Annotated in this window: 12 protein-coding genes; 3 read left to right on the top strand and 9 right to left on the bottom strand. The window is 40.1% G+C overall.

Annotated elements, in window-relative coordinates:
• Positions 1-6: 6 nt before the first annotated feature.
• Both M2408_RS06205 and M2408_RS06200 read right to left on the bottom strand, forming a co-directional pair.
• Positions 7-1,029, bottom strand: a complete 1,023-nt coding sequence (locus M2408_RS06205; protein WP_259180259.1) for a hypothetical protein — start codon at positions 1,027-1,029, stop codon at positions 7-9.
• 7 nt (positions 1,030-1,036) lie between these two features.
• Positions 1,037-1,315: a hypothetical protein gene (locus M2408_RS06200; RefSeq protein ID WP_120260111.1), complete on the bottom strand. Its 279-nt coding sequence runs from the start codon at positions 1,313-1,315 to the stop codon at positions 1,037-1,039.
• 382 nt (positions 1,316-1,697) lie between these two features.
• Here M2408_RS06200 and M2408_RS06195 point away from each other — a divergent pair, with 382 nt between their 5' ends.
• Both M2408_RS06195 and M2408_RS06190 read left to right on the top strand, forming a co-directional pair.
• Positions 1,698-2,387, top strand: a complete 690-nt coding sequence (locus tag M2408_RS06195) for an SMUG2 DNA glycosylase family protein (RefSeq protein ID WP_259180258.1) — start codon at positions 1,698-1,700, stop codon at positions 2,385-2,387.
• A gap of 577 nt (positions 2,388-2,964) precedes the next feature.
• Positions 2,965-3,705 carry a hypothetical protein gene (locus M2408_RS06190; RefSeq protein WP_259180257.1) on the top strand — a complete coding sequence of 247 codons (741 nt, stop codon included), beginning with the start codon at positions 2,965-2,967 and terminating at the stop codon, positions 3,703-3,705.
• Between the two features lie 124 nt (positions 3,706-3,829).
• Here the strand turns inward: M2408_RS06190 and M2408_RS06185 are convergent, their stop codons facing one another.
• From M2408_RS06185 to mnmD, 6 genes are all read right to left on the bottom strand, one after another.
• Positions 3,830-4,975 (bottom strand): metallophosphoesterase, encoded by a 1,146-nt coding sequence (locus M2408_RS06185; RefSeq protein WP_259180256.1) that lies wholly within the window; start codon positions 4,973-4,975, stop codon positions 3,830-3,832.
• 11 nt (positions 4,976-4,986) lie between these two features.
• Positions 4,987-6,438, bottom strand: coding sequence for a RagB/SusD family nutrient uptake outer membrane protein (locus tag M2408_RS06180; RefSeq protein ID WP_259180255.1), 1,452 nt, complete (start codon positions 6,436-6,438; stop codon positions 4,987-4,989).
• Positions 6,439-6,550: 112 nt separating this feature from the next.
• The gene (locus tag M2408_RS06175) at positions 6,551-9,898 is read right to left on the bottom strand and encodes a TonB-dependent receptor (RefSeq protein WP_259180254.1); all 3,348 of its coding nucleotides are present in this window, start codon (positions 9,896-9,898) and stop codon (positions 6,551-6,553) included.
• Positions 9,899-10,033: 135 nt separating this feature from the next.
• On the bottom strand, positions 10,034-11,227 hold the full coding sequence (locus tag M2408_RS06170) for a FecR family protein (RefSeq protein ID WP_259180253.1): 1,194 nt from the start codon (positions 11,225-11,227) through the stop codon (positions 10,034-10,036).
• 187 nt (positions 11,228-11,414) lie between these two features.
• Positions 11,415-11,993, bottom strand: a complete 579-nt coding sequence (locus tag M2408_RS06165; RefSeq protein ID WP_259180252.1) for an RNA polymerase sigma factor — start codon at positions 11,991-11,993, stop codon at positions 11,415-11,417.
• 112 nt (positions 11,994-12,105) lie between these two features.
• The gene (mnmD, locus tag M2408_RS06160) at positions 12,106-12,771 is read right to left on the bottom strand and encodes a tRNA (5-methylaminomethyl-2-thiouridine)(34)-methyltransferase MnmD (protein WP_259180251.1); all 666 of its coding nucleotides are present in this window, start codon (positions 12,769-12,771) and stop codon (positions 12,106-12,108) included.
• Between the two features lie 421 nt (positions 12,772-13,192).
• Between mnmD and M2408_RS06155 the strand changes: the two genes are divergently transcribed.
• Positions 13,193-14,452 carry a dicarboxylate/amino acid:cation symporter gene (locus M2408_RS06155; RefSeq protein ID WP_259180250.1) on the top strand — a complete coding sequence of 420 codons (1,260 nt, stop codon included), beginning with the start codon at positions 13,193-13,195 and terminating at the stop codon, positions 14,450-14,452.
• Here M2408_RS06155 and M2408_RS06150 read toward each other — a convergent pair.
• Positions 14,449-15,408, bottom strand: a complete 960-nt coding sequence (locus M2408_RS06150; RefSeq protein WP_259180249.1) for a lipid A deacylase LpxR family protein — start codon at positions 15,406-15,408, stop codon at positions 14,449-14,451. The two genes, M2408_RS06155 and M2408_RS06150, sit on opposite strands and share 4 nt — an antisense overlap.
• Positions 15,409-15,728: the final 320 nt, after the last annotated feature.

Genomic DNA, 15,728 nt, shown 5'->3' with positions numbered 1-15,728 from the left:
GATCTTTTATAAAATTTTTCCAAAATTTTTCGACGGAGAGTTATTTGAATTTGTTGCCGCTATAATATTATATGCTCCATAAAATTTAGTTGAAGGATAATAAAGCACAAAATTTCCATCGTTTTGCATTACCCAAAAACCATATTTCACGTTCGATAAATTACCATCATTGTTAGGGACAAACGTATTATTAGTTGCCCAAAAAACTATACTGTATTGACCTGCTGAATCTTGTTTATAAATAACCAAATTGCCATCGTTTTGAAAAAACAGTTTAAACCTATCATTGGCAGAAGGGTTTTTCACATAAACATTAGACGCCCACATTACTGTATTTGTACCATTTTTGTAGATAACTAAATTTCCATCCGACTGTAAAACCAAACCATAACTATCACTAGAAGAACTAATAGAGTTTTTTCCTACTGATGACAATAAAGGCTCTGAAGAATTAGAGTAATGTCTAAAAGAACTAGGCACATCGTTCAAGTGGTCAACAATGCCTTTTCCCGATGATAATTTTCCCCAAGCATATGGCATATATTTATCCAATAACTGAGGGACATCGAGACGATCAATAAACGTATATTCTCTCGTGCTATATTTAACATAGCTTACATTATTCTTATCAATCCATCTTATCGAAATTTTCCCGTAAGATAATATCTCTGATCTATTACCTAACGATAAATTCCCCTCTATATGCTTATTTTCGTAGAAACCAGTTCCATTAAACGACGAAGATGTTATATCTTGTGAAGCAATTATCGATTGTCCCCATGGTGTGCTATATACAATTTCTACTCTAATATTAACAGATTCATATTGATTAGTTCTAGGATCAAGCCCCCTACTCAACGAAAACTCAAAGGGAAGCTTATTGCTGGTATTTGTAAAATCTAAAATAACTTTATTTTGATAAGTATCTTTTGCAATGAAATTTACAAAATTTACCATTGGACTAAAATACTGTGCAAAACCTAAGTGAACCATAAAGAAAAATGTCACTAAAAAAAACATTCTTTTCATGTTCATGTTATTTTTTTAGTAAATTATAAAAATGTTCCACATGAGACCTTTTTTCAACGATCTCGGAGTCTCTCAATGTAAATATGCTATCCTTTCCATTGTAGATGACATTTTCAACAGGTCTTTCCCAAGTTTCCGACAAGAATTTTCTCAACTCAAACACCTTATCTTCCTCTTCTTTTGAAATTTCAGTTTTAGAATTTTCCTCGTTCGATACTGAATCACTTTTCTTACAACCAAATAACACGCAAGAAAAAACACAAAATACAATAATTTTCGTTCTCATAAAATAATACTATATATTTAAAATTTATGCAAACATACATAATCTAAAACTATAATAAAACAGAAATATTCTTTAAATGAAAAAATAATTCCAGAAAAAAAACTACAATAATAAACCAATTGAAAATAAATAAAATATAAAATACATATATCTAGAAAGATATAAAAAGCATAAAACAATCCAACAATAAAGATATTTTATCCAATTAAGATAGAGAGCCAAGATTCGCTAATCAGATTATTTACCTCAAATCCGACAACATTGATTTCAAAAGATCTTAAAACTATCAACTTAGCAGTAAATTCAAAAACGTATGATATTAATCTGTTTATTGCAGCATCTTCTCTTAAATTAATCGTATCTTTCTGCTAAAACATCCATTATGGTCACATTTGCCGAAAAAGTAATTACATTCAACAAACAGCTTGACTATCATGGGGATCTTCCGCACGATTTTAATGTCGTCAACCCCTACCTCAACAATCCCGAGACACCGATTGTCATGCAGCAATTCTACAATAAGTATTATAATGACAATCTCAAACGTAAATTTATCATTGGGATCAATCCCAGCAGACATGGTGCAGGCGTAACCGGGGTTCCTTTCACTGACACCAAACGACTGTACAGTGCATGTGGCATAAAAATGCAATCTGCCCATACGCATGAAATCTCCTCGGTCTTTATGTATGATATGATTGAAGCTTATGGCGGCCCTGAAACCTTTTATAACCAATTTTATATCAACTCCCCTTTCCCGCTAGCCATCGTTAGACATACGAAAGCTGACAACTGGATTAATGCGAACTATTATGACGATAAACAGCTTTTTGAAATGGTAAAGCCATTTATGGTTGAATCCCTAAAACAACATATCAACATGGGACTCCAAACGGAGGAAGTATTTGTTCTAGGAAAAAAAAATGCCACCTTTTTGGCCAAAATCAATCAGAAAGAGAAACTATTCAGGAAAATGACCATTTTGGATCACCCGCGTTATATCCAACAATATAAATCAAAAGACAAACAATTGTACATTGACAATTATATCCGACTATTAAGCGGCTTGTAAAATGTTAATAAGTATGTTAATTCACTAAACATCAATTATATTTATGTTGATAAGTCATGTCACTTATTAGAATCTATCTAGCCTATCCAACTATTCCTCAATTATAAATCAGGCAAGCAACTTCTATGATACGTCATCAGAATATCTTCCACAACGGAGTCCGTGTTCTGTACGTTATTTAACTCTCCTCCGAGGATCATTCGGGGCAACTTCGTGTATTATTCGTGCCTACAAGCAGGTAAAAGCGTTTTCAGACAACCATGCTACCGCCTTATCTCCGAGTTTAACTCGGACTCACCACGGACGCATGACGCTCTCACCACGGATACACCCTAGCCCTGACACGGAGATGCATCAGAAGAGATACGGAACGATAGCGAAGCAGAGATGCCGCTTCCTTACCAAATTTCTCAAAAATCTGCATTTGAAAGGTTTATCAAAAAATCTACTGCAAATTTCATAATGGTAATGTACTAGCAATTATCATTTTGACAAGGTCATTTACCTACCAGTTTTCATTTTTTTAAAAATAAATAATTATTTGTTTTTCAGCAACTTAATTACTTAAATTCAACCTATGGCTATATTAGAAAACGGTAGTTTGAAGGGCTTGGTTGGGAACCTTGTCTTTCGAAAATCAAATGAAAAAACAATTGTGCAAACGGGACCCGGCCGTAAAACTAAACAAACGAAGGCTACAAAAGCCGCCGCTATAGATTTTGGACACGTTAGTACTGCAGGATCCCGTATCAGAAATATAATGGGAGAAATACACCTGAATATGCACGACAGTATCATGCACAACCGACTGATCAATCATTTAAAGAGAGTGACCCGGGCAAACAGAGCTCCTGTGGGCGAAAAGACAATCCGTGGCGGAAAGATTGACCGTCTAATCAATTTCCAGTTCGTCGAAAAATGCCACATGCACGATTACATGCATTTCGACCCAGAAATAAAATTGTTGGACACAAAGCAAGTCGCCATACAGTTCCCAAAGTTTGACATGCAGAATGACATTCATCGCCCAAAATACTGCAATCTCATGAAAATAAATTTGATGATCGCCGTATTCAATTTTAACAAGCAGCAATATATCCGCTGGCATAAACACGAGATTCCTATAAACTTACAGATACCTTCAAAAGATGTTGAGTTGGAAGAATTACTATTTGATGTGAACTATCAAGACGCTGAGACGGTACTTATTGGAATGAATATCGAATACTATGAAAGATTCAGCGACAATTATACGCTGCTAAATAATAAAGATTTTCATCCAGCAGCGATAGTCGGTGCATTTATTATTGATCCCTAAATGATCGATCATTCGTATACAATCACTTTAAATCTAAATGATGTTTCCTTTCTAGTATCGATAATACAGCAAAAGGCTGGAATTTAGTTCCAGCCTTTTATCATTACTGCGATGCCTAAGCGATCTAATTTACTGCTTTATTCTTGGTAATGTCATCGTAGATTACCATAATTTTACCTCCCTCGATTAGCAGCCCCCGGCTACCTCCTTTCAGTCGGTTGGATTCGTTACTGACATTCACACCGTACACTTTCCCTTCATAAAAACTACTTACTTCAGGGAAAATGGTATGCCCTACAAAAATCTGCTTAGCGCCATATATTTTCATCATGCCATTCAAATCCTCTTCCCCCAACGGATGATATTTTTCCTCCTTTACCACCATACCACGATACCATAATGGGCCTTCGCTGCCAAAAAGAAATGATGCTGATTCCGACTGTTGCCGCTCTTCTTTCGTGTGGAACAGATAACGGCGAACAGAATCATTGACCGCAGGAATAGTCCATTTCGGATCCAACATTGCCGTACTCAGCCCCGCATGGACAAAAAGATAATCACCTATTTTCTCCATGGTATTCTTGCTCTGTAGCCATCGTCCCAATTCCGTCTCTGATGACCAAAAATCACGGTAGGGCCTGCCGATGGAATCCGCTAACACCTTATATTTATCCTGCGTATATTTATAATTTCCACGCATCAACATTTCCTCATGATTGCCCAGCAAAAAATGAACCTGCCCTCCAGCCTTAACTGCTTCATGTTCCAATTTATAGATCAGCCAAAAAATAGGCAGGACATCTTTTCCCCGGTCAAATACATCTCCTATAACGACTAGCTGATTCTTTCCAAAAGCCCATTCATAGTTCGCGTCAACTATCTTTTGCGCCTTTAAAATAGCATAAAAAGAGGCAAAGTCACCATGCGGATCGGAAAGCACCATGATCTTGTCACTAGGACGATAAGCCTCTTTGGGAACTGTTATAGGATGACGTGAAACCTCAAAATGATACTGACCATCTTCTGTGGACACCGAGAAAGGTTCTTTAAGTGAATTATCGACTTGTATCTTTCCATCAACTACGCGTACAGATTTGGTATTTCCCGCTTCGTAGAAGAAATAAGGGCCATCATGTTGCCCCAACAGTTGTTGGGTCTGTGCATGCAACTGCTGAAAACTAAACAATATAAAAAGTAAAAAGTACCATGTACTGATCCAGTTTGGATCAGTACATAGGTGTTTAAGATTATATTTCCGATTGTTTTGCATCGTGACGTATTTTAATAGCCGGTATTTTGAACAATATTGGGATTGACGTCGATCTCTCTTCTCGGCACAGCCATCCGCGTTTTGAAGTATGTTCGGTCAAATGACTTTGTCTCAGGTCGCAATAGGGGCGAAACGTGCGCCTTACCTTTGCGTTCTATCCTTAGGTTATTACGCATTGCGTCAAATAAACGATGACCTTCACCAACGAGCTCACGACGACGTTCTTCCATCACACGGTTCAGGTCCACCGTTCCACTTACCGACTTGGCCGGATTGGCGCGCTTGACAATGACATTTAAATAATTAAGTGCATTGCTATTATCGCCCAATTTCACCGCTGCCTCAGCTGCAATAAGGTATGCTTCCGATAACCGAAGAACGGGAATATCAGCAAATTCAGGATTTTCATTCTCTGCCGTATTACCTGGGTATTTATTCAAATAGTAATAATCAACCTGCTTACTGGTATATTTGGTAATCACTTTCTGACGCACATCATTCGGATCATCTTTAAGCAAATTCATATAATCATCTGAAAGAATAATATCATTGTAGCCCAAGCGCCATAACAGGTTTCCGATCCCTTCTTTTGAATCACTGGCCTCCACTTTGGTATTAGACAACTGAAACAATATTTCGCTTGTAAAGTCCTTCGACCACACCGTCGCATATTCCTCGTTTTTCCACAATTGGTATTGCCCTTTTTTTGAACTTGCGGCGGCTTCGGCATTTTTGATCAATGCAGCTGCCATTGAAAAGGCCTTTGCATTTTCTCCTGTATACAGGTAAGCACGTGCCAATACTTGCTCTGCAGCAAATCTGTTCAACTTACCATCATTTCTTGCTGTACTCAACAAGCTGTCAGCACCTTCAAGATCGGTGATAATCTGTGCATAAACCTCCTTAACGGTATTTCGTGCAGGTTTGCTTGTAGACACATGCTTCTCCGTCTCAATAGGCACCCCTAAAGAAGCGCCTTGATTTACCGCGTATGGCGCTCCAAATACTTTAACCAAGTCAAAATGGGCCATCGCACGCATGGTTAATGCCTGTCCTTTGATGTCTTTGAGCACATCGGTCATTTGGTCGGCTGGCACACTATTTACATAGGCCAGTACTCCGTTGGCATTACGGATCACACGATAAGGTTGATACCAAAGTGAAGATGGTGTATTATCCTTATTAAAGTCAAAAAGATAATAACCTGCAGCACGCTTTGTGTCACCATTGGCGAGCATATCTTCACCAGTGACATCTCCATAATAAGTCATGCGCGCACCATAATATTCATAGCCACGCATAATATCGTAAATACCATTTAATGCGTAACTCGCCTCATTTACCGATTTAATGGCCTCCGAACTTTCGGTTGAGGTGCTTGGCTGTGCTGTCTCCAGCCATTTGTTGCCACAGCCTGTAAGTAATGTACAGGACAATAACGCTATTGATACTATATTCTTCATCTCTATTTTATTTTTTCCCATCATACTGATGGGCGATTACCATGATCATATTTTAAAATTCCCTTTATCTGAAAAATGAAATTATAATTATGAACGAATCAGTGCTTGCTCCTTAAAATTTAACATCCAAACCGAAGGTTACTGTCTTCAATTTAGGGGATTCAAAATATACCACTCCATCCACAGGCACCTCAGGGTCGTAGTTTTTATAAGCCGCAAAGGTCAGTAAGTTCATACCGGAACAGAAAGCCCGGATATTACTCACTTTTAGTCTACGGGAGATATGCTGTGGAATAGAAACCCCGAAAGTCAGGTTTTTCAAACGGATATGGTCAGTAGAATGTACACGCCGTGTATTGGCTACACTGCTCATATCGTATTTATTGCCGACCATAAACATCTCGATATCGGTTTCGTCACCCGGTTTTTGCCATCTCCGCTCGTAATATTTTGGAATATTGTCATAACCTGTTTTACCACCCAATTCCGTTTTCTGCGCACCACTGTCATAGGAATTTCCACCTAGGGAATAAGTCCATGTGAAATTCAGATCCAAGAATTTATAACGGAATGTATTGGTAAAACCACCCACAAGCTTGGGATCCGCGCTCTTATACAATATCCGCGTTGCAGCAGTATAATCCTCAGTTGTCTCTCTTGAACCTGGATTCGCAGGATCATTGATATAATATTGTGGAACACCAGTTTCTTTATTGATCCCTGCAAATTCGATTAAATAATAGCTATACCATGGTTGCCCAATGCGGTGAATCTGTGTTCCATCCCGCAGTTCCGAACTACCATCAGATAAGGCAATCGTTTTATTACGGTTCATTCCAAAGTTTAAGCTCGATGTCCATTTAAATGCACCATTTCGTAGAATATCTGCATTCAGGTCGAGCTCAATACCCGAATTGCGAATCGTCCCAATATTGCTCAGATAAGATGAGAATCCCGTTGTATAAGATGTAGGAACATCATTCAACAAATCCGATGACTGACGCTGGTACCATTCAAAGGTAAGCCCCAGTCTTTCAAACAAACGTAAATCTAAGCCTATATTGAGGTTATTCTGTTTTTCCCATTTCAGACCCGGATTTCCAATCTGGATTTCCCGTATACCCGGGTTATTCCTATACGGAAAGCCAAAACCTGTCAAATCCATATAAGTATAGTAGCTGGATGGCAAAGTACCATTGGTACCATAAGAAACACGGATTTTACCATCACTGATCACATCATTTAAAGATGCCATAAAGTCTTCTTTTGTAAACTTCCAAGCTCCCGACAACGACCAGAATGTTCCCCAGCGGTTGCTGCGGTGGATACGTGAGCTACCATCCATACGAATACTACCTCCTAAAAAGTACTTGTCATCAAAATTATAGTTCGCACGTGACAGGTAAGACAACAAACGCCACTCACTATTGGATCCCGAAGCATCGGTCAAAACCGAACCGTTGGACAACACAGTTTTATCCACAGTCGGAAAATTGTCCTTGGCACCGCTCAATCCTTCTTTACGATAAGTATTCACTTCGTAGCCACCCAAAATATCCAAATGATGTTTCTCCGCCAATGTTTTAGTGTAGGTTAGGCTATTGCGCCATACCATTTGTTTATAGTCAGAAAAACTTGTGGTCAAGGAACCGTTTGTCTTTTCTCCATCCGAGGTACGAGGATCCGACCAAGAGTTGTAACGCGTTGTTGTATGATCCAGGCTAAAAGTTGTATTAAAAACTAGCCCATCAATAAATTTATAGTTGGCAAAAACCGTATTGAATGAACGGTCACCTTTTTCCCGTCGGAAATTGTACAAGGAAGAAGCCTTGGGATTACGTGGACCATTAGAAAAGAAATCCAGGAAGAAAGATCCATCTTCGTTATAAACCGGTTCTGATGCGGTAATCTTATGACGTGAAGAATAGATTGGCGAGGTATAACCTCCCCCTTCGGAATTGACATCCTGTGTAATATTGGAATACAAAATATTAGCTCCCAACTCCATCTTTTCACTCATTTTGTACTTGACGTTCAGTCTTCCAGTGAGACGCTCGAAGCCCGACTGATAGGATAATCCCGTCTGATTGGTATACCCCATGGATGTATAATAGGAAAGCTTGCTATCTCCACCTGAAGCAGATATATCTGCATTTCTGAAAGGCGAGTTACGACGAAACAGTTCTTTTTTCCAATCGGCCCAGCCACTTGTCGGAATAGGTGCATATTTATCAATATTCGCCTGCGCATAATCTTCAATCTGGGTCTCATCCGTTAGCTTATCTAAATAGCGAGCTCTATTGCGTAGTCCCTCCAAAAGCATCTCACGTCGTTGTGGTCCATCCATCACTTCGCGAAAATCTGTTGCCTGACTGGACAGCCCATAATCTCCCTTCACTGAAAACACGGGTTTGCCGGCTTTACCGGACTTGGTGGTAATTAAGATCACACCACCCGCAGCACGTGAACCGTAAAGGGAAGCTGCCGCCGCATCTTTAATGACAGTAATTTGTTCGATATCGGAGCTATTTATGGTCGACATGACATCCAATCCAGCATTATTCGACTCACTTGAAGCAATATTTTCGGACATTACGGGTACGCCATCAATGACAAACAAAGGTTTGTTTGAGGCGTTAATGGAACCCATACCACGGATACGGATATCGGTTGCTCCTCCAGGTTGTCCCGATAAGGAGTTCACCTGAACACCGGGTGCATTGCCCTGTAACATCGTTGAGAAGTTTACTGCCGGAACATCCGCCATGCGGTCGGTCCGAATCGTCGAAGCCGATCCCGTATAATCTGCTTTCTTAAAAGTTCCATAGCCTGTGACTACTACTTCCTCCAGATTGGATTGGCTAAACTGCAGGCTCACGTTGAGCGTTTCCCCACTCACTTCAACCTCTTTGCGATCGTAACCTAAAAAACTGAAAACTAACGTCGCTCCGCGGTTGGCAGCAATCGAATAATTTCCGTTTTGATCTGTACCTACAGTCGTTTTTGTACCCTTTACGGTAACACTTACACCTGACAGGGCCTTACCCTGCTGATCGGTGACCTGACCATGAATGTTCTTTTGCAGTTCAAGCGTGTTGTCTTTCGCCGTGCTATGCGAGCGATCAATCGCCAAATCAGTCTTTCCAGCCTTAACAACGATTGATTTTCCCTCCTTAAAATAGGTTAAACCATGTGGAGTAAGAAGCTCTGTCAAAGCACGGTCCAAAGGAACGTTATTGAAATCAACCGTAATAACAGGTGTATTATTTACGATTTCTGATTTGCACAGAACAGTATATCCGGTCTGCTTTTTGATTTCACGAAATACGTTGACGATCGAACTATTCTTCTTTTTAATATTTACTGTCTGGGCAAAACTTCCAGCATGGAGCTGCCCCAGTGTAAATAAAAGAAGTATAATAATCATTTTCATAATAATGAGGTATTTATACTTTTTCATTACATTTGATTGGTTTGTTAGTTTAATAAACAGTTAAGCGCGTTTTCATAAAATTTCGGACCAAAATGTGCTGGGGAAGTACCACCTTCCTCAGCTTTTTGATAGACGAAATAGGATATAGGTCATTTTTGGCTCTTATTTCATCAATCGGACCCTCCTTCCTTCGATTTGAATCTTAATTTTATCATCAGTCATCTTTATGATTTTTAACACTTTATCAAAATTATCAAGTCGTGAAACCGACCCCCATAGCTTCATCTTGGCTACACTTGGGTCAACCTCAATATCAATATCATACCAACGTGCTACCTGAGCCAGTGCCGTGCCCAGGGGTTCGTTATTGAACATAAATTCGTCATTCTTCCAGGCAATACTTTCATCCACAGGCACCTGTTGTACAGAAAGTTCTTCCCCTTGTACCGAAGCTTGCTCCCCCGGCTGAAGTAGCTTTGTCTTTCCTGCCGGAACGGAGACTTTTACTTTACCCTCCAGCAGAGAAACTTTGGACTCCTTCTCTTTCGGAAAAGAGTAGACATTGAAATGAGTTCCCAACACTTCGACTTTTTCCTTTGCTGTAACAACAATGAATGGCTTTCCAGCCACCTTGGCTACTTCAAAATAAGCTTCCCCATCCAGTTCGACAACGCGTTGTCCATCCATAAATTTATTGGGGTAGCGTAGGCGTGTATCAGCATTGAGCCAAACCTTGGTCCCATCTGCAAGGGCGATCTGATATTGTCCACCACGGGGAGTTGACAAGATCATCATGCGTTTTTCATCTTTTGCAGTCGCCAGGGCTACTGAGCCGTCTGTATAGGTAATCTCATCGCCCATCACAATCCCCATCTGCTGTTGATCAAGTCCGATATCGGTACCATCCGCAAGCTGAAGGGTGGCTCTATTTCCACCGGGAAGAAGATTTTCTGCTAATTTAACAGCATCAACAGGAGTAGCTGGATCCGACGTATTTATCCCATCTCGTTTATTTATTTGCCATATTCCCAAGCCAACAACAGCAATAAAACAAGCCGCGGCAGCATACCAACCATACAGCTTCCATCGGTGTTTAGGCTGCTGATTGCCCTGGATCTCGATTTTATCCATAATATTCGATAGAATCCTTTGTTCTTGCGTCTGATCTGACGTCGAAAATTCTTCATAAGCCTGTAATTCCTCGCGCAAATTTGCCGGATCTTCCAATTTCTTAGCCAAGTCCTGTAATTCCGGATATTTTTCAAACAGCATGCTTAATTCGGCATGCTCATCAGGGAGAATCTCCCCTTTTAGGTAAGCTTGAAGTAATTGAATAATATGATCTATCGTATACATGATGTTCTTTTCATTTGCTTGTTGACGATAGAAACACGAAGCATAGGATTATCTTACAGAAAAAAATATAAAAAGAATTAAAAGGCTGTTTATCAGATAAATATTTTTCAAAAAAACATTAAAACTCATATTGCATAAGCAATATATTCTGTTAAACATTGATTTCCTGTTTTCTACTTGCTGTCTGTTATTTACTGACAAAGGATAGGAATGCAAGGAGTGTTAAAGCATCCTTTGCCCCCAAAAGCCCTCTAATAGTACTCACTGCGCGGGAGCGGTTCGTATATACAGCGGCTGGACTCATCTGCAGCTGGTCTGCAATTTCTTCTACAGTCTTGTCCTCCAGATAAGTTAGGTTAAAGACTTCTTTTTGCTTTTCAGGCAATTTTTCAACTTCATTAAAGATGGCATGTACCAGCTCCGCATGAATCATCTTTGAAAAAGCATCACGGTCATCCGTAAGTAGATCCTCATAATTGGATAAAGATTCCTGAATACCTTTTGTGCGTTTGTCCCGAATAGCGTTGAGGCTGGCATGTTTTGCCGTAATATAAATAAAAGCCCTCAGACTTTCCATGGAATGAAAATCGGATCGACGGGACCATACCTTGACAAAAACATCCGCTACGATCTCTTCAGCGACATCGACCTCTTTCAGGTAACGCAAAACAAAGAAAAGCAACTGCTTATAATACTTATGATAAATAGCCACAAACCCTGTCTGGTTGTCTTCCTTCAAACTGTCTATCAACTGTGAATCTGTCATGAGGTAGTGGAAAGTGAACTATTAGGTTAGCCTTAATATCAAAGCTAAATTAGAAAACACTTTTTAGATTATCAAACAGTTAACAATAATTTAAAATGGAACAACAGGCTGTTTAAAGTTTTGTCGCACGCAGCATTTCTCTTTTTCCAGGTGCACCAGGAGCCTTCTCAATGGAAAAGCCCAAAGATTTCATACTGCGTTTGAGATTACCTGTAATGGCATAAGTAACAAAAACGCCTCCAGGTTTAACGAATTGCGCGACATGCGCCAATGCCACATCGCTCCACATTTCGGGCTGATGTATGGCTGCAAAAGCATCAAAATACACCACATCGAATCTTTTTTCGGATTGGAAATCCATCAATAAAGTATGGGCAATGGTGAGTTGTAAGCGTTCGTGAATTTGCACCGGCTGCTGCAATGCGGCTTCATAGTTATCCAGATAAGCCGACCAGATAGTTGCATCTACGTTCTCATCATAGCCTGTCTCAGCAATGGTCGCCAGTGGCAATGGAAAACCTTCGATTCCGACATAGTCTACCTGAAACGACTTGTCCCCAATATGTTCTGCTGTTTGCAGAAAGTTCAGTCCGGTACCAAATCCCACTTCCAAAATAGCAACCTCTGAAGCTCCCGTTTGTTGTACAAAATGATCCAAACCAGTTTTGATAAATACATGTTTACTTTCCTGAACGGCACCATGCTTAGAATGGTAACATTCACCTATCTCCGCATTGTACAATGTTTTGGAACCATCTGCGGTTGTTACAAAATCCATTTTTGTCATTATATTTTTGATAAAGTAAATATACCATACGCATCACCCGATCCAACAGGCGGTACAGCAGATCGTCATAAAAGCAGTGAAGCCAGTGACGTAAGCTACGCTCACATTCCCCTGGGGTCTCCCTGCCACAGTGATGGTCTTCTGTAGATATATCTGCCCAAAGATAAAAAGCGGACCCAAATAAATCCCAAATAATCTTTATCCAGAGGTTGTGGAGTGAAACCATTACGATTTAACTCAAACCGAGGGAACCGAACGATTGAATTCACAGATACGTTAAAATACCAAATAAATGAGTACATGAGTTCATTTATGTCAACACGACCAACACGTATAATTAATTTAAATGGATAAAAATAATAGATAAAAAGATTATTTTAGCGTCATAAACGCTAAACAATCACAGAACCTAATGGAATACTCTGCAAAAACTTTTATACAGAACTATGGCAGCATCCTGCTGCTGCTTCTTGGCATCGGTATCGGAAGTTTAATTGGGGTCTTTTTTCCACATTTTGTGAACAACCTGAAGCCAATTGGGGATATCTTCCTAAATCTGCTCTTTGTAAGCGTAATACCGCTGGTCTTTTTTGCCATAGCTTCGTCTGTAGCCAATATTGAAGGGGACAGCGTATTGGGTCGTATTATCGGCATGATGTCACTCGTATTTGTAATCGGCATTGTGGTTGCAGGTGTAACAAGCGTTATTTTCCTTTACCTATTTCCTGTTAGTTCCGACCTTCCTATCGAACAAGCAAAGGAAATCATTGACACCGCCACACAGGACTCTTGGGGTGAAAAGATGGTTCGATTCCTGACTGTTAGTGAATTTTCCAGTCTATTGTCCCGGCAGAATATGCTGGCCTTTGTTATATTTTCATTTTTAGTGGGGATTGCGACACGTAAATCTGGATCCGCAGCTGATATGTTCCGAAAATTTATCAACTCAGGCAATGCTGTCATGGGCAATTTACTGGTCATGGTCATGAAGCTCGCACCCATCGGACTGGGTGCCTATTTTGCCTATCAGGTTGGAACACTTGGCCCACAGCTCTTCGGCTTTTACGCCAAACCCATTGGTCTATATTATATCTTTGGCCTATTCTATTTCTTTACAGTATTTAGTTTATTCGCATTTCTTGCTTTTGGTATCAAAGGAGTCAAACGCTACTGGCAAAACAATATTCTCCCCTCACTGACAGCACTGAGTAGCTGCAGCAGTCTGGCCACCATGCCGGCCAACTTACTGGCTGCAAAACAAATCGGCATACCCGATACTGTCGCAAGCGTCGTCATCCCTTTGGGCACAACGCTACATAAACATGGCTCAGCCATTGCTTGTATTTTTAAAATTTATGTCGCGCTGCTCTTGAGTGGAAAGGAATTTTTTGATCCAACCAACCTGGTCATGGCCGTAGGGATCACCTTATTGGTCAGCATCGTGGCCGGCGGTATTCCTAATGGGGGATATATCGGTGAAATGCTGATCATATCGGTTTATCAGATGCCCACAGAAGTCATTCCCTCCATTATGATTATTGCGACATTGGTAGACCCACTAGCCACTATGCTCAATGCAACCGGCGATACCGTTGCTGCCATGTTGACCACCAGGCTAATCGGACAAAAACTCTCAGACCCGATCACAGAACAAACGGTTAGCAGTGGTTAAAACCGATATGCAAAGAATAACTGTCCGTATTGATGCCGGTGAAACACCGACTTTAGTTCCTTGGAATTGAAAATATAATTAATACCATAATTGACCTTGTGATTGGACCAACTGAAACCTATGCGGTGACTTATCATCCAAGGTTCGATCCGATATAATCCGCCTATAGGATCATCTTTCCCCAGCCCTCCCTGTATCGTTGAATTATAAAAGATCCGGGCCAAACTAGGTTGATAAACAAAGTACCATTCTTTGTCATCGTCACTTCTAGCCTCTGTCAAATGGCCATGTGTAAAGGTCGATGCATGGTAGGATTTAAGTTTACCTGCACGGATTGGAATTCCAACCTCCATATTGGTATTGTTCATCCCCAGAGCACCCTGCCCCATTATCCCGAGATCAAATACTCCCGCTTGATCCCGGTAAATTCCTTTCAAATATTTCGCCTGTAGATCTACACCAAAGGCATTGCGCAATGCGGTATCCCAGCCTGTAGCCTCATACATTCCAAACAGATGGTGGATAAACTTTTGCGCATCTTCGCCATAAGACCGGGAACCGATCTGCCCCAATTCGACTTTAAGTTCAACCACTTGATCGCCTTTCAAAAAACGAGTTCCCGATGCGCTCAAATAAAGGTATCCTGCGAAAGGTCTGTCATATTTCTTATTCTGTCTACGATAGTCTATTATACTGATACCATTGTAGATACGCTGTCCAACTTCGAAGTCCAATACGGTATTCGAAATCCCGGAAGCCTCTCCTGGTGGTAGTGCGATACGGTAATTGACATTGATACCATTGGTATAATATCGATCCTGGCCAATCAATAGATAAACATCATTGTCATTTTGAAGAGAAACCTCTTGGTTGCGCAACCTCACCTGCCCAAAAACCAAAAAAAATGGAAATACAACTCCATATAAGAGCAGTAAAGACCGCAAAGCAACACTCATATTAACAGGCAATTGTAAAATTCATGCGATATAAACTGCAACAAAATATTAAATCTCAACTTAAATTATTCAAAAGCATCCAAATATACCTCATTTTTTCAGCGACAACAACCTATTTAGAACAAATATAAATAATGTCGAAAAGTTGCATTATTCCTTTCTTCGCAAATCTATTTGTAATTTTGCATTCGATTAAGTGTCAGCTTTTGTCTGAATGAATGCCTATAAGGGATTCATTGTTATCGATACACAAGCTTTTACTGGGAACAAGAATATCTCCAAAGGTTGGCACAATAGCATAAACAAATCATACGAATGAA

It is taken from the genome of Sphingobacterium sp. BIGb0165, assembly GCF_024810095.1.
GTDB lineage: Bacteria > Bacteroidota > Bacteroidia > Sphingobacteriales > Sphingobacteriaceae > Sphingobacterium > Sphingobacterium detergens.
This window is presented reverse-complemented; position numbering and strand designations above follow the sequence as displayed.

Bases quoted from the DNA above. Each gene is read 5' to 3' on its own strand.
- M2408_RS06205 (WP_259180259.1), bottom strand. From the start codon at position 1,029: ATGAAAAGAATGTTTTTTTTAGTGACATTTTTCTTTATGGTTCACTTA.
- M2408_RS06155 (WP_259180250.1), top strand. From the start codon at position 13,193: ATGGAATACTCTGCAAAAACTTTTATACAGAACTATGGCAGCATCCTG.
- M2408_RS06165 (WP_259180252.1), bottom strand. From the start codon at position 11,993: ATGACAGATTCACAGTTGATAGACAGTTTGAAGGAAGACAACCAGACA.
- mnmD (WP_259180251.1), bottom strand. From the start codon at position 12,771: ATGGATTTTGTAACAACCGCAGATGGTTCCAAAACATTGTACAATGCG.
- M2408_RS06200 (WP_120260111.1), bottom strand. From the start codon at position 1,315: ATGAGAACGAAAATTATTGTATTTTGTGTTTTTTCTTGCGTGTTATTT.
- M2408_RS06185 (WP_259180256.1), bottom strand. From the start codon at position 4,975: ATGCAAAACAATCGGAAATATAATCTTAAACACCTATGTACTGATCCA.
- M2408_RS06150 (WP_259180249.1), bottom strand. From the start codon at position 15,408: ATGAGTGTTGCTTTGCGGTCTTTACTGCTCTTATATGGAGTTGTATTT.
- M2408_RS06175 (WP_259180254.1), bottom strand. From the start codon at position 9,898: ATGAAAAAGTATAAATACCTCATTATTATGAAAATGATTATTATACTT.
- M2408_RS06170 (WP_259180253.1), bottom strand. From the start codon at position 11,227: ATGTATACGATAGATCATATTATTCAATTACTTCAAGCTTACCTAAAA.
- M2408_RS06180 (WP_259180255.1), bottom strand. From the start codon at position 6,438: ATGAAGAATATAGTATCAATAGCGTTATTGTCCTGTACATTACTTACA.
- M2408_RS06190 (WP_259180257.1), top strand. From the start codon at position 2,965: ATGGCTATATTAGAAAACGGTAGTTTGAAGGGCTTGGTTGGGAACCTT.
- M2408_RS06195 (WP_259180258.1), top strand. From the start codon at position 1,698: ATGGTCACATTTGCCGAAAAAGTAATTACATTCAACAAACAGCTTGAC.